Raw genomic sequence first — 16,445 nt, 5'->3', positions numbered from 1 at the left:
TTAATAATTAATATCCTATGAACGGTACTACATAGTAATAAAAAACGGACTAAAGCCCGTTTATATTGATCTATTTTTGAGTTTACAAATTAAAACTTTACATGACGTGTGTCATTCCGTAGGAATCTAAATCCCGCTTATTCTTTCAGGCTGGATTCCTACGGAAGGACAAAGACTCTGATTAAATCCTTACGATTTACCAGAAATTAAAAAGTCTTCGTCATATCACTTGGAATGATCAGATTAAAATCTGTCGGGACATACTCTTTTCCGGGAACTTTAAGCTCCGGATTTTCAGATTCAAATACTGAAATCACCGCCATTTTTAGATTCGGGTTCTTCTGCTTGATATACCAATAAATACCGCCAAACTCTTTGCTGTGATAGTTTCCGTTATAATGGATAAAGGTTTTTCCGGCCTGAAAGTTTTTCAGAATAGATTCCGCCATTGTAGCATCTTTTGTAGCCTGTGCTGAAATAAAATTCATCACTTTGGTTCCTTCGGCATGATCGCCCATCATCGCTTTCATCTCCTGATATCCCGGAGTATCCAGTGTTACTTTGATCGGTAGCTGAGCAATATACGTTTTCTCTTTTTCACTGAGTTTATTTAAAGACTCTAGTCCTTCTTTTGCGGTCTGGGAAGCATATCTTCTTGGAATATTCGTCGCCACAAAATTCAGTTTTTTGTTCTTAGCAAAATCAACCAAAGGTTTGTAGTCTGTGGCATAGTTATTCCATAAACGGACTGAATCTTTGAATGTTTTAGCATCTAATTTCCCATTTAAATATTGGTTGAGCTGAGATTGGTTGTCTCTTTCAAACATTTCGGCTCCCAAAATAAGCTGTCCGTTTTTCTTTTCAAACAGAGCTTCGGTAATTTTCAGCTGAAGCCAGTGATTGATAGAACTGTTATGGTTTTCACCAAAGAAGACCACATCATAATCCGCCAGTTCTTTGACTATTTTATCGGTCTTTACCTCCTTTCCTTTTTTATCATAAAACTGATATGCTTTAAAATCCTGTGCACTAAGTGTACAGAACCCTGAAAGCAAAATCGCCATAAGAATATTCTTCATTTTATATATTTAACCACAAATTACACAAATATTTTGGCACAAAGAATCGTAAAAAAGTAAATTTGAAAGCCTACTTATTTTGCATTCTCATCGTGCTGTCAAAACTCATAATGAAAAGACCGCTTTGAATCTTACAAAACAAAACGGCCCATTCAAATCATCTAATTATTACTTTTCTAATTCTGCAACAAGGTCTTTCCATTCTTGTAATTCTGGAATCCCCGGTTTTCTTTTTCCAAAGAACTGAACGATAAAATCTCCGTCTGCATTGAATACTTCAATTGCTGTTACCTCACCGTCTTCAGTTGGTTTTTTCACGATCCATGCTTCTGCAATCTTCGTTACATCAAGGTGCAGGTTGAAATCAGGGTCCATTACATTGAACCATTGCTGATGCCAAAGGGTTTTCTTCACATTTCCGGTGTGGATCTGGATAATTCCTCTGTTTCCTACAAATGCCATGATTGGTGTATTTTTTTCAGAAGCATCTTCAAGAACATTCACCACTTTAGAATTGTCAATTTTTTTGGCAAATCCTTCCGGAGCCAATCGTAAAGCTTGTGTTCTGCTTACTCCGAATTTTCTTGTCATCATAAAGAAATCGTGAGTATCTTTTAATTCTGTCCATGCTTTTTTAAATCCTTCCACATCAATTTCAGCATCAGCTTTTTCTACCTGTTTCGGTACTACTGCTTCAAATTCAAAAGCCTGATTCTGATCTTCAGCTTTAAATTTCTCAACAATATCATCAAAAGCTGAGTCATTACTATCTTTAGTCAAATAGATCTTGTGCAGTGCCAATCCGTCTTTACCAAAGAACTGAAGGCTTTTTTTATCTCCTTCCACTACTGCAAAAGCAAATTTCCAGTGGTTCAGGAAAATTCTAAGGTCAATATCTTCACCTACAAAAAGCTGTGCGTGCGGACTGCTGAAATCACCATTCAGATAAGTTCCTTTTCTTTCATGAACACATTCATCATTACGGGTAAGGGCCATTACTTTCCCCAGCTGGCCGGCTTCTGTCAGAATACCTGGAAATTCCGGTTTCAAAACAGTTACTCCCTCACCTACACCGGTTGCTAATAATTCTGCCTCACTTACTCCCAATTGAGCGGCTGCATTTCTTATTCTTACATGTGGATTTTCTGCTTTCAGAGCCTCCCATTTTTCCTTTAAGTCATTAACTATTGTGCTCATTTATTTATTTTTTTATGGTTAAAACTGTATAAATTCTCTGTATTGTTTCTTCTCCTGTTTTGCTTTTTATCTCTTCTTCTCTTTCGGAAGTTTTCATTCTTTTAAAATGACTTTGGGAAATCAATTCTTCCATCTCTGAATTATTGTAGAGCTTAAAATCATAAGCTGTAAATGGTAATTTTTCCATGAAATCTTTTTGCGCGAACGTAAGAACAAAGGTTCCGTCGTCTTTTAAAACTCTGTAGATCTCATTTAAAAATGCTAAAGGATTCTCCCAAAAGTAAACGGTATTGACCGTAAATATTTTATTAAAAGTCTGATCTTTAAAAGGGAGTATGCTGCCTTCATACAAAACAAAATCTGCCTGGTCTTCAAATGCTTCATTGAGCCTTCTGGCCTCGTAGTACATTGTTTCAGAAATATCAATTCCTGTGTATCTTATATTATGAGCTAAGCTTATAATACTCTTCACGTGTGCAGCATTTCCATGTCCGATCTCAAGAATATGTTCATCATCTTCTATCACAAGTGCTTTAATGCTTTCCAGGGTCATCCCTATATTGGAAGCATTCATCATTTCACCGATTTCAATGCCTTTTTCACCTTGGGGATTGGCAAGGTTATGGGCGAGGATTTTTAATTCTTCTTTTTCCATGGTTATCCAAAAATGATCATTGGGTTATTAGTAATGGGATGTTCGCAGATGGTACACGGGAAATTATAGGCATCGCTTATATTTTCAGTGGTAAAAACTTCCTGTGGTGTTCCATACGCAGAAACTCTTCCTGATTTCATCAGTAAAATCTTATCTGCAAATTGTGCAGCAAGGTTCAGGTCATGTAAAACAACAATCGCACTATTGGCTTTTTGTGTAAATTTTTTGATAATATCTAACGCTTTATACTGGTGTTTTACATCCAGATTATTCAAAGGTTCATCCAGAAACATCAGTGTATGAGCAATATCATTCTGTAGCTGAGCCATCACACGGGAAAGGTGTACCCGTTGTTTTTCTCCTCCGGAAAGCGTGTTATATTCCCTGTCTTTAAGGTGAAAAACATCTGTTTCGTACATCATATTATTCATCGCTTCAAGGTCTTCTTTTCCGGGTTGGGAATCAAAGTAGGGATATCTTCCCATCATTACAACATCTTTTACTTCCAGAGGAATATCATTGCTGTTGTGTTGGGAAAATTTGGCCTTATGCTTTGAAAGTTCTTTTACATTCCATTCACTGATGGATTTGTTTTTAAATAAGACTTTTTGTTTTCCGACTCTCACTTCATCTGCCAAAACACTTAGCAGGCTGGACTTTCCGGCTCCATTTGGACCTACAATTGCCAGAAATTCGCCATACTCCAGAGAGACATCTACTCCATCCAGGATATGAAAATCTTTATGCTTATAATTAATCTGATGGGCCTTGATCATTAGAGTGCTTTTTTAAATTTAACTAAAATAGCGATAAAAATAGGTCCTCCCATTAAAGCGGTAAGGATTCCTATCGGCAATTCTGAAGGTGCTACAATACTTCTGCTGAAGGTATCTGCTGTTAAAAGTAAGATACTTCCACATAGGGCTGATAATGGCAGAATAAATGCATAATTGGATTTGAATAAAAGTCTTAAAATATAAGGTACAATAAGACCTACAAAACCAATGGTTCCTGAGAATGCAACACAGGTTCCCACCATCAAAGCTACGATAATAATAATCTGCTTTTTCAGCTTTTCTACATTGATTCCCAAATGTTGCGCATCTTTTTCTCCCAACATCATGGCATTGAAAGCCTTTCCTTTTGGAAGCAGAATAATGTAAGCAATGATTAAAACGACCCCCAAAATAATATTCTTCGTCCACGTAGCTGCTGCCAGACTTCCTAAATTCCAGAATGTCAAATCCCTTAGCTGCTCATCTTTTGAAATATAGATCAGGAATCCGGTAATAGAGAATCCAATTGCCGTAATGGCAACTCCTGTCAACAGCATCATTACCACATTGGTTTTCCCTCCGCTTGTTGAAATCCTGTACACCAACATCATTGATAAAAAAGATCCTATAAAAGCCGAGATTCCTACCAGTGAGAATTGTACGGCTTCAGGAAGATATTCTTTGAAATGCCCTCCTAAAACAATCGCAATTGCTGCCAGTAGTGTAGCTCCCGATGTAAGCCCTATTAAATCTCCCGTCGCCAGAGGATTCTTGAACAGCCCCTGCAGACTTGTTCCTGAAACTGACAGCATACTTCCTATTAAAATAGCCATAATAATTCTGGCTGCCCGTACATCCCAAACCACATATTTATCGCTTAAAGATAAATTGGGATCTCCTTTTATAAACTGCCACAGTACTTTGAATGCAGAATTTCCGCCAAAGTCATAGACTCCCGTATTAAGTGACAGTACTGCTATTATAGCAAGCAGCACTGCACTAATAGTAAGATAAAAGTATAGTTTACTTTGTGTTCTCAATTAAAAGTTTATTTAATCCAACTGCTGCTGCTCCTAGTCTCGGCCCAAAACCTGAAACTAAACCTCCGTCCATTGCAATGATCTTTTTATTTTTCCCTGCAGTGGTTTGGGATACTCCCGGCATCTTAAGTGCTCCTTCGTTTCCTCCTGCTCCCTGTAAACCTGTTGTAAAGAAAAATAATACATCAGGATTGGCTTTTACCACAGCTTCCGGAGTTAACGGTTTGAAATCTTCAAATTCAGTAACTGCATTTTCTCCTCCTGCAAGGCTGATCAGGGAGGCCATTGGCGTATTTTTACCGGCAACCATCAGCATGTTTCCTCTTGCGTAGATGAATAATACTTTAGGTTTTTTAGCGATAGGCTGTACCTGTTTCAGATCTGCGTCAATCTTGTCATTCAGCTTTTGGTATTCTGTGTTTCCAATTGCTTTTGCCACTTCTTCAATCAGCTTTTTGGTACCGTCTACCGAGTACTCCTGCTTGAATACTTCTGCTTTGATTCCTGAAGAATTGATTTTCCCCAATAATTCCGGATTGATATCTTTATCAGAAGCCAGGATTAAAGTGGGGCCTACCGCCATGATAGGTTCAATAGTCATTGATCTTACATGGCCCAGGTTTTTAGCTGTAGCTTTTAAACTTTCAGGATATGTACTGGTAACATCAGTTCCCACGATTTCTTTTTCATGCCCTAAAGCACTTACGATTTCGGTGATTCCACCGCTTAATGTTACAATTTTATTATTACTTTTTGGAGCTTCAGATGCAGCTTCCGTTGCATTTTCTTTTTTAGCTCCTTCTTCTTTTTTGCAAGAATATACTGCTATAAGAACAGAAGCTGCAAGGATGAATTTTTTCATATGTACAGATTTATTTTTTCTCGGTCTATGCAACTGCCATCCTCATCTGCCTTTGTTTACCGGAGAATTTCGTTAATGACAATTTCATGATATATGATTATTTGATTTCTTATAATGCTTTATACTGGAACATCGGATGTCCTCTTTCTCCCTTGTCATCGGTAAGTTGTACAAATCTTAGCTTAAAATAAGCTCCTGATGCATCTTTAATGATATAAAACACATCTCCTTTTACTTTAGATCCGGAAGGTCCTACTTCTCTCCAGTTTCCTCCGATTACTCTCTGTTCGTTATACACCAATTTTGAATCATCCACATCAGCTTTTTTAAATTTATTATAAGCTTCTACAGCGGATCCGGATGTTAATTTCACCTCATAAGCTCCTACTTTAGCAACGTTATTAATGGTTACAAAATCTGAATTCACGTAGCTTCCTGCGCCCTGAACAATATTGGTAAATACAGAGAAACTGATGTCCCATTTATCTTTCTCAGGCTGAATTGCTACTTCCTTACCTGTTTTTGAATTGAAGAAAGTAAAATTATAGGCATTATTTTTCTTGATTATAACCTCTTTTATTGCACTGCCAACAGCGTTGATATCTCCGTATCGTACTTTGTAATCATTAGCCTGTCTTGTTACCTGTATTTTCATCCAGCCTCTTTCATCTCCTCCAGCTATGGTAGATCCTACAGCAATGCTTCCTTTGTAGATATCTTTTCCTAAATTCACAAGATAAACTGCATTTTTAGCAGGATCAGCATCTATTTCGGCTATCGCGGTTTGACTGGAAGGATAGTTCCCTTTCACATCGTCAATATAAATGGTATTTTCTGTATCAAAATTGGCAACCTGTACTACCTCTTTTAGACTACTCACATCAGATTCCTTTACAGATGCAATATCTGCAATATTGGGAATTTTGGCTGCAGCCATCATGATGGATGTATTTAAAACCACTTTAAATTCAGTCCCTGAATAAAATGCAAGATCCCAGTCTGTCCGGCTGTTCACCGTCTGTCTTGGTTGTCCATTCTGATCTACATCACTAAAATCTATCCATACCTGATTCGGCTGTGCAGAGCCTCTTACATCCGGCTTTACAGATACTCCCTCGGAAGGAACTACAGGTACCGGATCTTCGTTATCATTGATGCAGGACTGCGATACCAATGACACTCCCAGCATAAGATAAAATAGTATTTTTTTCATTTTTAGAATTTTAAAAATTGTAGCTTACTCTGGCCAGATAACTTCGGCCATAGAAAAGATTAATATTCGGATCTGCAGCTTCATGTGTATTTCCCGGCAGTGTTGTATCTTTTATTGCAGATACATCAAAAATATTTTTCACTCCCAGGCTTAATTCCAGCTGGTTCTTAAAGAAAGGCTGTGTTACAATGAAATTCATCATATGGAAATCATCTCTCTCTCCAATTCTGTATTCCGGATTCTTCAAGTCAGATGTTAATACAAACTCCTGAGTTTTCCCAGTATATTTATAGAATAAAGAAAGTGTAGTATTGATATTCGGAACCGTATAATTAACTACTGCATTAGCTTCCAGTGTATAAAAGAAATCGTTAGGTGAAACTGCGCCTCCGTCTTTTAACTGCTTAGCAATCCCATAGTATGCTACATTGGCAGCTAAAGCAAGCTGATTTTTCTGTGCTCTGAAATTGGCTTCAAATAAATAGGATTCATATGTATTCAGATTAAGGTACTGATATTTCAAAGGCTGTCTGCTTACTGTTACAGACTCTATTCTATCTTTCACATGAAGATAAGTAGCACTCGCTCCTACCCCTAAGTTCCAACCTGAATCTGTAGCTATTCTTTTTTCTCCGTTTAGGGAAACTGTCATTCCTTGTTCCGGTGTAAGGTTTTCATTCCCTCTGATATCATGATTACTGTCTACCATATAGGTATAAAGCTCATCAAAATTCGGGAATCGGTTGGCGCTTCCTACGACCAATCTGAAATTATCATTTTCAGTCGCTTTCACTCTTGCAGTCAATGAATAATTGTGCTGGGCATCAAACTTATCACTCAGTGCAAGACGATATCCCGGACGTAATGATAACCAATCTGTAGCATTCCATTCGATGGACATAAAATTGGCGTAGTTAAATATTTTTCTTTTTATATTATCCGTTCCCTGAAAGGTTCCTGCAATATTACCGGCATATCCGGAAGTATGATCCAACTCATATCCTAACTGGAAATCAATCTTTTTACTGTCTAAAAAGTTACTGAATACCCCTCTTGAATAGAAAACATCCGCTTTATTATAAGACTGGTAGGCCACTTTCTCGCCAATTACTTTTCTGTTAGGAATATCGTATTTGAAATCCCTGTATTTTCTGTCCTGGGTCTGGTAAGAAAAATCTCCGGTATAGTTTACTGCACCCAATTTGGTCTGTACATTAAGTTGGTGTAAATATCGGGTGGTCTGATAATCTCTGTCGTTAGAAAAGTACGTTCTGTCAGTTACACTGTAAAAATGTTCACCTACCGTTGGATTATAATAGTTTAGTTTTTCATTCACAAAACCAAATTTGTAAAAGATGGAAGTTTTATTTTTACTGTATCGTACCACTCCGTCTACATTCAGGACGTCTTTAGGTTGCCATAGGTAGCCTCTTTTCCCGTCTTGTTCAAAATATTTATAGCCTTCCTGAGTTCCTTTGAAGCCCTGGAAATCATTATGATTGATATTGGCTCCTACATACCAGCTGTCATTGATATTGTATCCTACATTCAATGTCTGGATATGTCTTCCTTCTCCTTTTTTCTTAAAATCATACTCTTTCCCTACGGTCTCTTCCTGTACAGAAGCATTCAGGGTAAGGGGTTTCTGGCTGTTTTTTTTGGTAATAATATTGATTACTCCGGCAACAGCATTACTGCCATAATCAACTCCCATTGAGCCCCTTACTACTTCTATTCTTTCAACATTATTAACATTAAGCTTGGTAAGGTCTATGTTATTTCCCAAGCCTATATCTCCTACAACAGGAATATTGTCTATCAGAACTTTAGTGTACTCTCCTCCAAGTCCCATCAGATTGGCTGTAGAGTTTCCTGATTGACGGTCAGAAATAATAAGTACATTCAAACTTTGGTTAAGAACATCTGCCACATTGGTAGCTGCCATATTCTTAATCTGTTCTGCATTAATAACTTCAACTTTATATATTGATTTATTAATAGACTGCTGTGTATATTGGCCTGTAACAACTACCTCTTCTATTTTTTTCTGTTTAAGAGAATCCTGCTGTTGGGCACTCACCAAAAAAATGGCTGACAGCGACAGTATTGAAAGTACTTTCTTCTTCATAAAGGCAAAAAATTTTCGACAAATATAATGCTTTATTTAGAATAGTTAAAAATAATTATATATTTTTGTGGAATAATTCTAAATAAAAATAATGTTATGAAGTTACAATTACTCTTAGGAACTTTAGTGTTTACAGCAGCTACAGCGAATGCACAGCTAGCCACTATCAACGAAAACTTCGATACCTTTGTTGCGGGTCCGGCAGGTCCTGCTGCGGCATGGCCACAAAAAAACTGGAACAGAGTTCAGAATGATACGACTGGTCCATGGGTATATGCAGCCGGCACAACTAATAAAACGGTTCAGTATTATAGCTTCAGCTCATCCAATACCGCAGGTTACCTTATCTCTCCTCAAATTGTGGCTCCTGATGGCACAAAAACGGTTTCATTTACAGCGGCAATTACTTCGGGATCTGCATCGGGCGCTACCGGAACCATAGAAGTTGGTATGGTAAACAGTACTTCTGATATGACATCATTTACTCCGATAGCCAGTGTAATCAACCTGAACCCAACGAATACACAATATTCTTTACCGGTACCTGCTTCTTCGAATCAGTATATAGCTTTTAAAATTATCGGAAGTGCCATGCACACGGCTATTCAAATGGATGATGTAGTCTATAATAATGCAACTCTTGCGGTGACGGAAAACATGAAATCTAATGAAGAAATCAGATTTGCAGTTAATACCAATAATACAGCATTGGAGTTTGTGGCAAAGAAAGATCCTAAAAACATACAGATCTATTCTGCCTCAGGTCAAAAAGCAGCTGAAGGAAAATTAGACAGACAAAGTTTTGATATCAGTACGCTTCACACTGGGGTATATTACACCATCATTGAAACAGCTGAGGGAAAAACCATCAAATCAAAATTCATAAAAAAATAAGGTTTATTAGACTATTACCTTTATAAAGCCGGTGGGAACTATTCCTTCCGGCTTTTTTTATACCATGACTTCACTTCAATGAGAAATTAAAGGAAAACAAGACATAAATCATGCTTTTATTTAGACTGATTAAAAATAATATATATACTTTTGTGGAATAGTTCTAAATAATGATTTAAAAATAAAGTATGAAAACAAAACTATTATTGGCTTCAGTATTGGCTCTTTCTGTTCAGCAGACTGTTTTAGCACAAACTGATGCATTGGGATACTCTCAGGTGAATATGACGATGGGAAATCAATACCAAAACAGGGTGTTTTTTAATCTGGCAGATGCTAATATGACTTCCCAGCCAGCCAACACGTGGGATATTGCATTTTATAGAAACTCAGCCTTCGCTTTCGGCTCAAGAATTAATGATGCTCTTGACATTGAAGTATATGCCGCATCAACAAATCTGGCTGACTGGGATAATATTAACCTGAATAATGAATCTTCCTGGGGAGATCCTCTTTATAACCCGGATCAGACCAATGATATCAGCCAGGGAGCTTTTGAACAGGGACCCGTGACACCACCAACTCCTAATCAGATATCAACAGGCTGGGGTCTGTACAATGGTATCACTCACCATATCGATGGAAAAGCAATTTTTGTTTTAAAATATCCTACAGGGGCTTATATCAAATTTGCCATTGTAGATGCTTTTAACGGCTATACTTTTAAATATTCAAAATGGGATGGAAGTGCCTGGGGACCTACCGAAACAAGAACGCTGGCTAATGGAACGGATGACGCTTTTTTCAATTATTTTTCATTTAACACCGGTGCTAAAGTTCCCAATATGGAACCCTCCAGAAGCGCCTGGGACTTAATGTTTACCAAATATTATACGTTCTATATGGGGGTACAGATGTATCCTCTTTCCGGACCTATTCAGAGCCCAAACATCAAAGTGGCTATGGTACAGCCGGAAGATCAGGCTACTTCAGCCTATACGATCCCTGCCAGTACAAGCTTTTCTTCCAATATTACAACAATTGGCCACTCATGGAAGGGTATCAGCACCGTGAAAAGTGATGTGGTATATTACATTAAAAAAGGAAGTGACTACTACAGAATGTATTTTGTAACCAATGGGGGTGCAACTACCGGAAATATGTATTTCAAATACAAAAAAATTACAGCGACCCTGGGAATAACGGAAGTAGGTAAAAAAGCTTCTTTCGGGATTTATCCGAACCCTACTTCAGCTGACAAGAAAGTTACGGTTCTCTTTGATGTCAAAGAAAGAGCAGGTAACAAAGGAAGCGTAGAGGTTTACGACCTTACCGGGAAACAGGTTTACTCATCAGAATTGACTAACCAGGCAGGTTTCTATAAACAGGATATTAACTTATCTCACCTTACTTCAGGAAATTACCTTGTAAAAATAACTTACGGTGGTAGTACTGAAACAAAAAAACTTATCGTGAAATAATTTATTTTAATACTTTCTATTTTTTCTAATAAAAGGGCGGTTTCAGAATATTGAAACCGCTTTTTATTTTATTAATAGATCTTAAATCCTTTGTATACTTCTGCTGAGCTTTCCATCATTCTGGAAGTGTCCCTGCGAAAGTCTAGCAGGTGATCCTGCCCTATATGCCTGTTATGATGATCAACACTTTCCCAAAGCTCTATCAGGAAGAAAGTTCCTTTGTTGTCTTTATCTTCAACAAGATCATACTGCAGACAGCCCTCTTCTTTTCTTGTTTCTTTTACAAGTTTCTGAAACAGCTCTACAGCATCCATCAGGTAATTTTCATTAAACTTAAAAAGTGCAATGATATGTAAATTCATTTTTAATTATTTAGTGATGTAAAAGTAAAATATTTTCAAAATCAAATACACTTTTGAACCTTTTATTTTTCAATATCAGGTCATAAATCTTAACTGAATACTGATTTATAAATAGTTATAGAACTCATGACAATCACCAGCAGACCTATAACTATGAACATTTTTTTCACAGGAAGCTTTGCGGTAAGCATTGCTGAAAAGGGAGCTGTAATAATTCCTCCGATTAAAAGTCCTAAAATAATGTTCCAGTGCTGGATTCCGAGGGTAAGGAAAAAAGTAATCGCTGCCGTTATCGTCAGTATAAATTTGGCAACCGTAGAGCTCCCTACGGCAAATCTTGGAGTGAAAGCATTTTTAATTAATGTTCCTGTTACCAGCGGGCCCCATCCTCCTCCTGCAAAGGAGTCTATAAAACCTCCGATCACTCCAAGTCTTGTCAGATTAGTCTTTTTTTTAAGTGCTTTATTCTGTTTTCCTTTAAAGGCGTTTGATAGGATCTGCAACCCAAGATAAAGAGTATAAAAGGCAATAAGCGTTTTAGTAATCTTAGCATAATATTCTCCAAGATAGGTTAAACTTACAGCTCCAATGACTGCTCCAATAACAGCTGGAATGGCTAGTTTTTTCACCAAAGTCTTACTTACATTCCTGAGTTTAATATGACTTATACTCCCTGCGGCTGTAGTAAAACTTTCTGCAGAATGTATACTGGCACTTACAATATGAGGCGGTATCCCCAGAAACATAAGAGTAGTTGTACAGATAACTCCGTACCCCATTCCCATTGAGCCGGCTACAACTTCAGCAAAAACTCCCACCAGAAGCATCCAATAAAAAATGTAATGGTCTTTAGCCAGAATGGTTAAAAGTTCATCAAGATACCCCCATTCATACATTAAAGAAACACCAATACATAATGCTGCAAGGGTTACAAAAAGTATATTAAGTCTGATCTGAATTTTTCTTGAAATCACCATAGTATAAAATCTTTATCACTTCAACAGCATCTACCCTATTTCTAAGGTTTTAAAAATATTAAAATCCAATGGTGCAAGCTGTTCCAGCAGGTCTGCATCTTCTTTTGAAATCATAGGCTATTCATTTGAAGTTATGCAAATATCTAATAAAAATATTATCCTACCAAATAAGTAGACTAACAATTCAAAAAAAAGGACCGGGTTAGTCGACCAGATCCATTAAAGTTTTTTTCTCAAGAATATTCAGTGAAGCATCCCGCACCTCAATCAGTACATCATGGAGGCCGCAATGATCTTCATTGCAGTCCTCGCATTTTTCATAGAAGTTCAGGCTTACACAGGGAAGCATAGCAATAGGGCCATTAACCAGACGTATAATCTTGGCCAATTTTACATTTTCCGGATTTTCTTTCAAAAAGTAGCCTCCTCCTTTGCCTTTTTTACTGTCCAGGATATCTGCTTTTTTTAATTCAAGCAGGATATTTTCTAAAAACTTTAAGGGTATCCTCTTGTGTTCCGCAATTTCGGAAATAAGAATAGGACCTTCATTTCTTTTTTCTACAAGAAATGAAAGCGCTTTAAACGCATATTGAGATTTTTTTGAAAGCATTACAGCAAAAATACAAAAATTGTTTAATATAGATAAATCCCAAATAGAAAGACTATCGCCAGGTCTGTTAATTTGTGGTATGACGCTATTTGTCTTTCTGCCTTAAATCATTAAATTTGTGTTTATGTTCAGTAAACAAGAAGCACAACAATTAAAGAAGGAATTTTGGACTGCTTTCGGGAAGTCTTTTCCCAGAAAATGGATCTTATATGATACTAAGGTAAAAGATCTCTCATTCAAATTTTCTGCAGACAATAAAAAAGCGGAAGTTTCTCTAGATATCGAAATGAAGGATGAAATCTTCAGAAATGCATATTTTGAAAAAATCTGGTCTTTGGAGGATATTCTTAAAGATTTTATAGGCGATTTTCAAAAAGAGGAATATTTTACACTGGAAAACGGTAAGGTAATAAGCCGTATATGGGTTGATTTACAAGGAGTTTCAATTTTTAATAAAAATAAATGGCAGGAAATTTTTGAATTTTTTGTTAATAAAATGGATGGATTTGAAAGATTTTACTTTGAATATGAGGATTTTATAAAGGATATTTGAAATACTTACGAAATAAATACTATTTTAAGCCTACCGTTAAAATAAAAAAAGAAACTTATCTTTGCTTCACACCCGCTTAAACTAATAATGAAACTAATTAACGTGCTAAAAAATGAGAAAAGTGTACAAAAACATTTTTGGAGAAGTTATTTCCAAAAGTAATGCTGTGAAGCAAGATGAATATCATCTCTATTATTACGAGAAAGATTCAGACGTCTTGAAAGAAATTGAGTTTATTAGTGAAGACAGTATCTATAACATCAATTATTTCATAAGTGAAGACGAGAATGAAAACCAGGTATTCGATTACCTGAAGGAAAAATCCGACTTTTTTGATGTTGAGAAAAAGGATGCTGTGGATGGTTTCATTATTTCTACCAACAAGCTCTATTCATTATCAGTAGATGATCAGCCTTTAATTTCAAGAACGGTTTTCAATAATGATGATCCTGAAAATTTCATCTGTTCTCAGGTTATCAATAATGAAACCCAGGAGCCGGAACTTGAAAAGACTGTAAAATGCTGGTATACCACTGATGAAAATGGGGAAAAGTATGCGGCTATTGAATGCAGCTACCAGGAAGACGGAAAACTGGAACTTGCAGTAGATAAAACTTCTGACCCTGAAAATGAACAGAACTGGGAACATTTTGATTATGATACTTTCCAGGATCTGCAGGCGAAATTTGATACGAATATCAGCTATTACAAAACAGCTGATTTACTTCCTCAGGAAGCATTTCAAAAATAGTAGTCTATCCATGATCAATCAAGACCATATGGAAAATAACTACTCAACTATTTTGGCGGAACGGAAACAGCCGAAATAAAACATGATTAATACTGTAAAAAACAAAAGAAGCTTTCGGGCTTCTTTTTTTATGATATTCTATTGACAGCCTGCTAAAAACAAAAAAGAGAAGCTCATCAACTTCTCTTTTTACTTTCTATCCAAATTTCTTCTTCCTCAACCAGAAAAATAATCCTCCGATAAGGCCAATAATAATCAGTGGAAGCAATAAATTCAGCCACTGCCAATTGGTTTTTTCATCAGTAATTCTATGTCTGTCCAGAAGTCTTTCTTCAATATTTCTGTTTCTCAGTTCCATCAGGTTGCTGTCATCCAGCAGGTAATCTAAAGCATTTCTCAGGAACTGTTCATTTCCGAACTGTTCATTAGTCAATAGATCTACCCCCAACGGAAGAGGTTTTCCTTTGATCACTTTATTTCTTCCAACGTCTCCGTCAGCAATAACGATCATTTTATTTTCAGGGCTGGCCGCTTTGAAGCCAGGATAGCCTTTTCTTTCAATTCTTGAAGCATAGGCAGAGTTAAACTTCCCTTCCAGTGCTACAGCAAAAATCTTTGGTGTGCTTGGCTTTTCCATTTGCCCAAGACTGTCTACGCTGGCAATCTCCTTCAGATCCACATAATTAGGAACCTGTTTCAGTAATGTTCTTTCACTGGATTCAAAAAGGACCTTTGTTTTAATATTTTTTCTGCCTCCCAACGTATCTATGGAAGTGGGGAATTCAAATTTTACAGGATTGATATTTTTAGTAATCGGATTGTTATTTTCAGCAATTCCCAGCGGATAATATGGCCAAGGCAGGCTTGTATACTGAGGGTTTCCACTCACCTCTCCTGTTACTAGTCTTAATAGGGCAAACTTCTTCACATCCTTTACCAGGGCCGGATTAATTCTTACCCCATAATTGAAAAAGAAATCTGTCATATTGATATCAACCGGGAAAGGCATTACTTTTTTAGATCTTGTCAACGTATCCATTTCAGCATTTACCGCATCAATCATCCAAAGTGTTTTCCCACCATTCATGATGTATTGGTCAAGGATAACTTTTTCATTATCTGTAAAAGCTTTGCGTGGTTTTGCAATCACCAGGGCGCTCATCTGCTTCAGCAGGGGAATATCTTCCAAGGTAAGCTCTGTCTGGTTTTTGGGAATGATAGGGCCTGCATCATAGTTTTCCATGGCTAACTGAACGAATCCCTGAAATTCATCAGGATTCAGCTCATCATGATTCACCAGGATACCGACTTTCTTTCTCCTGGCTGTGGCAATATTTTTAATATTGGAAACAAGGCTGTATTCCAATCCTTCAATAGATCTTGTAAGCTGCTGATCTGCATCAATACCTGCCTGCTGTACGACCAGAGGGATAGAAACCCCATTTTTATCGTATTTTATCACCGCATAAGGGAAAAGCGTGATCTGTGAAATTTTTCCGTCTTTAACATCGGGAAGAATGGAAGGCTGCATTCCCATTGCCATCAGGGTATCCTGAGACATTTTTGTTTTAATGGGATCGATAAACTTAAAGTCAATCTTTGGATTGATCTTTCTGAATTCTTCCAGCATAAATTTCGTTTCTCCCTGAAGCTGCTTGAAGCTTGCCGGAAAATCACCTTCCAGATACACCTCAACTGTTAACGGCTTCTTCACAGATTCCAGTACTTTAATGGTATTGTCGGAAAGGGTATATCTTTTTTCTTTTGTTAAGTCTAGCCTGATTCCTGAATAGGCAAGGATTACAACCAAAGGAACGATCACGATTAAGAAAATTCCCAATGGAGATTTAGCATTGAACTTCTTCAT

The 16,445-nt window shown here is 37.0% G+C and carries 16 protein-coding genes; 4 read left to right on the top strand and 12 right to left on the bottom strand.

Going from position 1 to position 16,445, the window contains the following annotated elements; genetic code table 11:
* Positions 1–206: 206 nt before the first annotated feature.
* From MP477_RS11780 to MP477_RS11745, 8 genes are all read right to left on the bottom strand, one after another.
* On the bottom strand, positions 207–1,079 hold the full coding sequence (locus tag MP477_RS11780) for a ChaN family lipoprotein (RefSeq protein WP_257190581.1): 873 nt from the start codon (positions 1,077–1,079) through the stop codon (positions 207–209).
* Between the two features lie 168 nt (positions 1,080–1,247).
* Complete coding sequence (locus MP477_RS11775; protein WP_257190580.1) at positions 1,248–2,276, bottom strand: hemin-degrading factor; 1,029 nt, start codon at positions 2,274–2,276, stop codon at positions 1,248–1,250.
* Between the two features lie 4 nt (positions 2,277–2,280).
* Positions 2,281–2,931: a class I SAM-dependent methyltransferase gene (locus MP477_RS11770; RefSeq protein WP_257190579.1), complete on the bottom strand. Its 651-nt coding sequence runs from the start codon at positions 2,929–2,931 to the stop codon at positions 2,281–2,283.
* 2 nt (positions 2,932–2,933) lie between these two features.
* Complete coding sequence (locus tag MP477_RS11765) at positions 2,934–3,707, bottom strand: heme ABC transporter ATP-binding protein (protein WP_257190578.1); 774 nt, start codon at positions 3,705–3,707, stop codon at positions 2,934–2,936.
* Positions 3,707–4,747 carry an iron ABC transporter permease gene (locus tag MP477_RS11760; protein WP_230034424.1) on the bottom strand — a complete coding sequence of 347 codons (1,041 nt, stop codon included), beginning with the start codon at positions 4,745–4,747 and terminating at the stop codon, positions 3,707–3,709. The genes MP477_RS11765 and MP477_RS11760 overlap by 1 nt, the downstream gene beginning before the upstream one ends.
* Positions 4,731–5,609, bottom strand: coding sequence for a hemin ABC transporter substrate-binding protein (locus MP477_RS11755; protein WP_257190577.1), 879 nt, complete (start codon positions 5,607–5,609; stop codon positions 4,731–4,733). Before MP477_RS11755 ends, MP477_RS11760 begins: the two co-directional genes overlap by 17 nt.
* Before the next feature lie 109 nt (positions 5,610–5,718).
* Complete coding sequence (locus MP477_RS11750) at positions 5,719–6,822, bottom strand: HmuY family protein (RefSeq protein WP_257190576.1); 1,104 nt, start codon at positions 6,820–6,822, stop codon at positions 5,719–5,721.
* 10 nt (positions 6,823–6,832) lie between these two features.
* A complete protein-coding gene (locus MP477_RS11745) occupies positions 6,833–8,950 on the bottom strand; it encodes a TonB-dependent siderophore receptor (RefSeq protein ID WP_257190575.1) in 2,118 nt (705 codons plus the stop codon).
* Between the two features lie 96 nt (positions 8,951–9,046).
* Between MP477_RS11745 and MP477_RS11740 the strand changes: the two genes are divergently transcribed.
* On the top strand, positions 9,047–9,844 hold the full coding sequence (locus MP477_RS11740; protein ID WP_257190574.1) for a T9SS type A sorting domain-containing protein: 798 nt from the start codon (positions 9,047–9,049) through the stop codon (positions 9,842–9,844).
* Between the two features lie 188 nt (positions 9,845–10,032).
* On the top strand, positions 10,033–11,325 hold the full coding sequence (locus MP477_RS11735; RefSeq protein ID WP_257190573.1) for a T9SS type A sorting domain-containing protein: 1,293 nt from the start codon (positions 10,033–10,035) through the stop codon (positions 11,323–11,325).
* Between the two features lie 71 nt (positions 11,326–11,396).
* Here MP477_RS11735 and MP477_RS11730 read toward each other — a convergent pair whose 3' ends face one another.
* The 3 genes from MP477_RS11730 to MP477_RS11720 all read right to left on the bottom strand — a co-directional run bounded on the left by MP477_RS11730 (position 11,397) and on the right by MP477_RS11720 (position 13,274).
* Complete coding sequence (locus tag MP477_RS11730) at positions 11,397–11,687, bottom strand: putative quinol monooxygenase (protein ID WP_047485551.1); 291 nt, start codon at positions 11,685–11,687, stop codon at positions 11,397–11,399.
* Positions 11,688–11,776: 89 nt separating this feature from the next.
* Complete coding sequence (locus MP477_RS11725) at positions 11,777–12,664, bottom strand: sulfite exporter TauE/SafE family protein (RefSeq protein WP_230034412.1); 888 nt, start codon at positions 12,662–12,664, stop codon at positions 11,777–11,779.
* A 202-nt stretch (positions 12,665–12,866) separates the two neighbouring features.
* The gene (locus tag MP477_RS11720; RefSeq protein WP_047485555.1) at positions 12,867–13,274 is read right to left on the bottom strand and encodes an Rrf2 family transcriptional regulator; all 408 of its coding nucleotides are present in this window, start codon (positions 13,272–13,274) and stop codon (positions 12,867–12,869) included.
* Positions 13,275–13,398: 124 nt separating this feature from the next.
* Between MP477_RS11720 and MP477_RS11715 the strand changes: the two genes are divergently transcribed.
* Complete coding sequence (locus MP477_RS11715) at positions 13,399–13,827, top strand: DUF4268 domain-containing protein (RefSeq protein WP_257190572.1); 429 nt, start codon at positions 13,399–13,401, stop codon at positions 13,825–13,827.
* Positions 13,828–13,939: 112 nt separating this feature from the next.
* Entirely contained in the window at positions 13,940–14,578 is a 639-nt protein-coding gene (locus MP477_RS11710; RefSeq protein WP_257190571.1) for a hypothetical protein, read from the top strand.
* 196 nt (positions 14,579–14,774) lie between these two features.
* Here the strand turns inward: MP477_RS11710 and gldG are convergent, their stop codons facing one another.
* Complete coding sequence (gene gldG / locus MP477_RS11705; RefSeq protein ID WP_257190570.1) at positions 14,775–16,445, bottom strand: gliding motility-associated ABC transporter substrate-binding protein GldG; 1,671 nt, start codon at positions 16,443–16,445, stop codon at positions 14,775–14,777.

The organism is Chryseobacterium sp. WG23, assembly GCF_024586575.1.
Taxonomy (GTDB): Bacteria; Bacteroidota; Bacteroidia; order Flavobacteriales; family Weeksellaceae; genus Chryseobacterium.
The sequence above is the reverse complement of the archived record's forward strand: the minus strand, read 5'-3'. Positions and strand labels throughout refer to the sequence as shown.